Consider the following 6,226-nt stretch of genomic DNA (forward strand, 5'->3'; position numbering starts at 1 on the left):
CGACGCACCATCGGCCACCAGCCGCCACGCCGCTGGCCCGAGCGCCAGCCGTCACGCCGTCACCCTCCGCTCAACGCCGGTTACCCAACACCCTCTGAGGCGATGAGTTCCGGCCGCCGGCGGGGTCGACCCCGCATGGGTGGTCGGGACGGGAACGCGGCATGGGCGGAACGGGTCGAGGCGGCGGTGGCCGGGGCGGTCGCCGCCGGGGAGGTGCCGGGCGCCGCCTGGTGGGTCGGCCGGCACGGCGAGCCGGTCAGCACCGGCGCGGCCGGCGTGCACGCGCCCGGCACCAGCGACGCCGTGTCCCCGGACACCGTCTTCCGCATCGCCTCGACCACCAAGCCGGTCGTCGCCGCCGCGGCGATGTCCCTCGTCGACGACGGCGTCCTCGCCCTCGACGAGCCCGTGGACCGGTTCCTCCCCGAGCTGGCCCGCCGGCGGGTGCTCGCCGACCCCGCCGACCCGGGCGCGGGCACGGTGCCGGCGGTGCGCCCGATCACCGTCCGCGACGTCCTCACCCTCCGGCTGGGGCTCGGGCTGGACTTCACCGCCCCGTGGCCCTCCCCGACGCTGGCCGCGCTCGCCGCGGCCGGGCTGCCCGTCGGCCCGCCGGCCCCGCAGGCCGCACCCGGGCCGGACGAGTGGATGCGCCGCCTGGGCACCGTCCCGCTCGCCCACCAGCCGGGCACCCGCTGGCTGTACCACCTGGGCGCCAGCGTGCTCGGCGTGCTGGTGTCGCGCGCCGCCGGGCGGCCGCTGCCCGCCGTGCTGGACGAGCGCATCGTGCGGCCGACGGGGATGTGCAGCACCGGGTTCGGGGTGCCGGCGGCGGCCCGGGACCGGCTGGGGCCGCACTGGACGCCGCCGGGGCCCGACAGCGGGCGGGAGGTCTACGACCCGGCGGACGGCCAGTGGTCCTCGCCGCCCGCGTTCCCCGACGGCGGCGACGGCCTGGTCTCCACGGTCGGCGACCTCGCCGCCTTCGCCCGCGTGCTCGAGTCGCTGGGGTGCGCCGCCGACGGCACCCGGGTGCTGAGCGAGGCCGCGGTCCGGGCCATGACCACCGAGCAGGTCGGCCCGGTGGACGACGAGGGCGGCGGGTGGGGCCTGGGCATCGGCGTCCGCCGCACCGACGAGCCGGGTGGGCGGCACGCCGGCTCCTACGGGTGGGACGGCGGCCTGGGCAGCACGTGGTGGACCGACCCGGTCACCGGCACGACGGCGGTCCTGCTGACCAACCAGATGTGGGCCTCCCCCGAGCCGCCGCCGCTGTTCACCGCCTTCCGGCGCGCGGCGTTCGGGGCCGGGCCCGCCGGAACGAGCTCGTAACACGGGGTGCCCTCGGCGCCACGCAGGCGCAACACCGGGCCCGTAGAACTCCCCCGACGCGCACCGACGGCACCGGGAGAGCACCGTGACCACGACCTCGCACGACCAGACCACGCCCGACCCGCACGAGGCCGCCGAGCGCCTCGAGCGGGGGCTCGGCCGCCGCGCGTTCGTGCAGACCGCCCTGGCCACCGGCGCGCTGCTCGCCGCCGGGGCGGCGACGGCCGGCCCGGCTGCGGCCGCGCCGCGGACGCGCCTGCCCCGCGAGGTGCTCCAGCCCGGGAAGGGCCCCATCGACGGCCAGGTCTACCTGCCCTCCCGCCCCGACGAGGTGCTCTGGGGGTACCTGCCGCGCACCGGCGACGCCCCCGTGGCCCGGGTGCGCTCCGGCGGCACGATCACCATCGACACGGTCAGCCACGAGGGCATCCTCGAGGACCAGGGGCGCGACCCGGTGGCCTGGTTCGGCAGCCAGGGCGTGCCCCGGGAGCAGGTGCTCGACGACGCCGTCGCCATCGCGGCGGGGTACGCCCGACACCCCCGCAGCTTCGACGCCGACGGCCCGCACGTGGTCACCGGCCCGGTGCACGTCGAGGGGGCGCGGCCGGGCGACGTCCTGAAGATCGAACTGCTGACCGCGCTGCCGCGCGTGCCGTACGGCGTCGTCTCCAGCCGGCACGGCAAGGGAGCGCTGGCCGCGGCGTTCGCCGGCACCCCCGGCGACATCACCGCCGCGGAGGTCATGCCGACCACGCCCGACGGGCGCAGCACCGGGAACCCGCTCGAGTACGGCAACGTCTCGATCTTCACCCCGCTCGCGGTGCGCGGGGGTGCGGTGCGGGCCAGCCTGCCGGGCGGGCCGAAGGGCACGGTCTCCTGGCCGGTCGACCCCTTCGCCGGGCTCATGGCGGTGGCGACGGTCGCGGACGCGGCGGCGCTCGACGACCCGCTGGTCAACTCTATCCCGCCCACCGTCGGCGGCGGCAACATCGACGTGAACCTGCTGGGCGTGGGGTCGGCGTTCTACGTGCCGGTCGTCGCTCCCGGTGCCTTGTTCTCGGTCGGCGACCCGCACATGTCGATGGGCAGCGGTGAGGTCGCCCTCACCGCGCTGGAGGGCTCGCTGCGCCTCACGTTCCGGTTGACCGTCTGCCGGAAGGGCACCTCCGACGCCCCGTCCGTGGCGTTCTCCTACCCGTTCGGCGAGACGCCGGAGTCGTGGCTCCCGATCGGGCTGTCCGACCCCGACGGCAGCCGCGGCGGGCAGGTCAGCGACCTCGACGTCGCCAACCGCCGCGCCGTCGTCCACGCCCTGGACTTCCTCCAGAACGACCTCGGCATGGACCGCGCCGTCGCCTACGCGTACCTGTCCGCAGCCGTGGACTTCGAGGTGTCCCAGGTCGTCGACCGCACCGTCGGCGTCCACGGGGTCATCCCGAAGAGCCACTTCCGCTGACGCGGCGCCACCTCGCCAGCGAGGTCAGCCGGCGCCGAGCACCAGCAGCGTCCCGCCGAACACGATGCCGGTGATCAGGCAGGTGATCGCGGTGAAGCCGAAGATGTCCCGGACCCCCAGGCCGGCGACGGCGAGCAGCGGCAGCGCCCAGAACGGCTGGATCATGTTCGTCCACTGGTCGCCGTAGGCGATCGCCATGGTGATGACGGCGGGATCGACGCCGAGGGAGTCGGCGGCGTCGAGGAAGATCGGCGCCTGGACGGCGAACTGGCCACCGCCGCTGGGCACGAACAGGTTGAGCAGCCCCGCGGAGAGGAAGGCCAGCAGCCCGAGAGTGCCGGGGCTGGCGACGTCGGAGAACCACCCGCTCAGCTGCGCCGCCAGCCCGGAGGCGGTCATCATCCCGATGATCCCGGCGTACAGCGGGTACTGGAGCAGCACCTCGCCGACCGTCCGCACCGCCCCGCCGACCAGCTCGGCCAGCTCCGCCGGGCTGCGCACGATCAGCAGGATCGCGGCGAGGAACGACCAGTTGACGATGTCGAGGGTGAGGTCGAAGCCCTCCTGCGCGAAGTAGACGCCGAGATAGCCCAGGAGGGCCAGGCCCGGGATCAGCGTGACCAGCCGGGATGCCTCCATGCGCTCCGCGGGGGTCTCCGGCGTCTTCAACGCGACGTCGGGCTCCTCGGTCCCCAGGCGCTCCGGCAGCTCGACGATCCGGTCCTTGCTCTTCGGGGCGAGCAGGACGACGGTGCCCAGGATCGCCGCGACCGCGATCACGATCGCGATGAGGTTCCACGGCGAGTACACGGTCTCGCTGATCGGGATCGTGCGGCCGATCGCCTCCTCGACGAAGCTGCCGGGAGTCGCGGCGGCCAGCGGGCCGGTGGCGCTGTAGCCCATGTGCCAGACGGCGAAGCCCGAGTAGGCGCTGGCGACCAGCAGCGGGTAGTGCAGCGCGGTCCCGCGCCGGCGCGCGGCCCGCCCCACCTCGAGGGCGATGACCCCGCCGACGACCAGTCCCAGGCCGAAGCTGATCAGCGAGGCGATCGAGGCGATGAGGGCGACGAAGGCGTAGGCGGCGCGCGGGCTCTTGGGCACGTCGGCGATGCGGGTCAGCCCGGCCTTGACCGGCCGGGTGAGCGCCAGCGTGTAGCCGAGCAGCAGCACCAGGGCCACCTGCGTCATGAACGCCAGCAGCCCGGCCAGCCCGTCACCCCAGGCCCGCGTCAGCTCCGCGGGACCGATGTCACCGAAGACCAGCGCCAGCACCGCGACGATCACGGTGAGCACCACCGCGAAGACGAACGCTCCCGGCAGGTAGCGCTCCACGCCGGCGACCAGCGGGCGCGACAGCGTGCGCAGCATGACGGCCTCCCTCTCCCCCAGGCCCGCCGAGCAGGCCGTCCGTGTCCTGGGACACATGCTTAGCGGAGGGGGGAGCGAGCGGCCAATCGCGGCTAGAGGAGCCGGTTCGTCGCCGCCCAGCGGGTGAGCTCGTTGCGGTTGGAGAGCTGCAGCTTGCGCAGCACGTTGGAGGCGTGCGACTCCACCGTCTTCACCGAGATGAACAACCGGGACCCGATCTCCCGGTAGGTGTAGCCCCGGGCCAGCAGCTGCATCACCTCGCGCTCCCGGGCGCTCAGCAGGTCCAGCCCCGGATCGCTGACCTCCTCGGCCGCCGGCTGCTGGGCCGCCGCACCCCCGGCGGCGAAGGCGTCCAGCACGAACCCGGCCAGCCGGGGGCTGAAGACGACGTCGCCGTCGGCCACCCGCCGGACGGCGTCGAGCAGATCGGGGCCGGAGATCGTCTTGGTGACGTAGCCCCGGGCCCCGGCCCGGATGACGGCGATGACGTCCTCCGCGGCGTCGGAGACCGACAGGGCCAGCCACTTCACCTCCGGCAGCTCCCCGCGGAGCGCCTCGAGCACCGCCCGTCCGCCACCGCCGGGCATGTGCACGTCCAGCAGCACGACGTCGGGCCGGGCGCTGCGGATGCCGTCGATCGCGGTGGGGACGTCGGCCGCCTCCCCGACGACGGTCACGTCCGCGCCCAGCTCGGCGCGCACGCCGGTGCGCACCATGGCGTGGTCGTCGACCACGAACACCCGCGGACCCATGCTGCTGCGCTCCTCGATCGGCGTCACGTGCTCGTCCTCGGCAGGACCAGCTCCACCTCGGTGCCCTCCCCCGGTGTGGAGCGCACCAGCGCCGAGCCTCCCAGGCGGGCCAGCCGGCCGTGCACGGAGTCGCGCAGGCCGCGCCGGTCGTCCGGGACCGTGCCCGGGTCGAACCCCTTGCCGCGGTCCCGGACGAAGACCGACACCTGGTCGGCGGTCACCTCGGTGTAGAGGTCGGCGGAGAGCTCCCCGGAGTGCTTGGCCGCGTTGACCAGCGCCTCGCGGGTGGCGGCGCCGAGCGCGGCCAGCTGCTCGTCGACGGGGGCGTCCCCGACGACGACGGGGTCGACGGTCAGGGCGTGGTCGGCCTCGACGTCGGCGACCATGCCCGCCACGAGCCCGGCCCAGGTGCCGCCCTCGCGGACGGCCACCGGGTCGTACAGCCAGGCGCGGAGCTCCCGCTCCTGGCTGCGGGCCAGCCGGCTGACCGCCTGCGGCTCCTCGGCGTTGCGCTGGATGAGGGCGAGGGTCTGCAGCACCGAGTCGTGCAGGTGGGCGGCGACGGCGGCCCGCTCCTCCGACCGGATGCGGGCGGCGCGCTCTTCGGCCCGGGAGTCCAGCAGCCGCCGCCACAGCGGCGCGGTCGCCAGGACGACGCCGGTGAGGATGAGCAGGGTCGCGGCGAAGCCGTTGCGGGCGTTGGCCAGCTGGCCGGTGGTCGCCAGCAGCAGGAACAGCCCGACGCCCAGGACGGCGACCCCGCCGGCCAGCGCCCACCGGACCCCCGCGCCGGCCAGCGTCCGGTCGGTGTCCAGCTGCCGCCAGATGACGGTGAGCCCGCCGGCCAGCAGGATCAGCGGGAGCACCACGTCGGCGCTGGTCCACTGGCTCAGCTGGCCCAGCAGGCTGACCGCGATCAACCCCAGCACGACCAGCGCGATCCACTGCCGGGCGCCGGCCGGGCGCCAGCCCTCGGTCACCGCGGGGGACTCCCCCGGCGCGGCGACCGGCATGGTCAGCCACAGCAGCGCGTAGGCGATGATGCCCAGCCCCGTCGTCGCGAGCAGCACGAAGGCCACCCGCACCACCAGCGGGTCCTGGCGCAGGTGCGCCGCGGTGCCCGCCGCGACGCCCGCGACGAGCCGGCCCTCGCGCGGGCGCACGAGGGGCGGGCGTGGCGGCACGCCGACGGTGGGGGTCACGCCACCGATCGTCGCACCGGCGACCGCCCCGCCGACACCGGTGATCACCCGGGGAGTGGAACCAGGGTCGGTTCGGGGGGTTCCCTGATGGTCAGCGCCCCCGCCGGTCGGCAGGC

At 75.4% G+C, this 6,226-nt stretch carries 5 protein-coding genes; 2 read left to right on the forward strand and 3 right to left on the reverse strand.

Annotated elements, in window-relative coordinates; genetic code table 11:
• Positions 1 to 135: 135 nt before the first annotated feature.
• A complete protein-coding gene (locus tag E9529_RS20750; protein WP_236833163.1) occupies positions 136 to 1,332 on the forward strand; it encodes a serine hydrolase in 1,197 nt (398 codons plus the stop codon).
• 85 nt (positions 1,333 to 1,417) lie between these two features.
• On the forward strand, positions 1,418 to 2,788 hold the full coding sequence (locus E9529_RS20755; RefSeq protein ID WP_236833164.1) for an acetamidase/formamidase family protein: 1,371 nt from the start codon (positions 1,418 to 1,420) through the stop codon (positions 2,786 to 2,788).
• Positions 2,789 to 2,812: 24 nt separating this feature from the next.
• On the opposite strand, the gene E9529_RS20760 is transcribed toward E9529_RS20755, so the two are convergent.
• The 3 genes from E9529_RS20760 to E9529_RS20770 all read right to left on the reverse strand — a co-directional run bounded on the left by E9529_RS20760 (position 2,813) and on the right by E9529_RS20770 (position 6,158).
• Positions 2,813 to 4,156 (reverse strand): short-chain fatty acid transporter, encoded by a 1,344-nt coding sequence (locus E9529_RS20760; protein ID WP_236833165.1) that lies wholly within the window; start codon positions 4,154 to 4,156, stop codon positions 2,813 to 2,815.
• A gap of 92 nt (positions 4,157 to 4,248) precedes the next feature.
• The gene (locus tag E9529_RS20765; RefSeq protein ID WP_308195311.1) at positions 4,249 to 4,935 is read right to left on the reverse strand and encodes a response regulator transcription factor; all 687 of its coding nucleotides are present in this window, start codon (positions 4,933 to 4,935) and stop codon (positions 4,249 to 4,251) included.
• Complete coding sequence (locus E9529_RS20770) at positions 4,932 to 6,158, reverse strand: ATP-binding protein (RefSeq protein WP_236833166.1); 1,227 nt, start codon at positions 6,156 to 6,158, stop codon at positions 4,932 to 4,934. The genes E9529_RS20765 and E9529_RS20770 overlap by 4 nt, the downstream gene beginning before the upstream one ends.
• Between the last annotated feature and the right edge of the window lie 68 nt (positions 6,159 to 6,226).

The organism is Blastococcus sp. KM273128 (genome assembly GCF_021698975.1).
GTDB lineage: Bacteria > Actinomycetota > Actinomycetes > Mycobacteriales > Geodermatophilaceae > Blastococcus.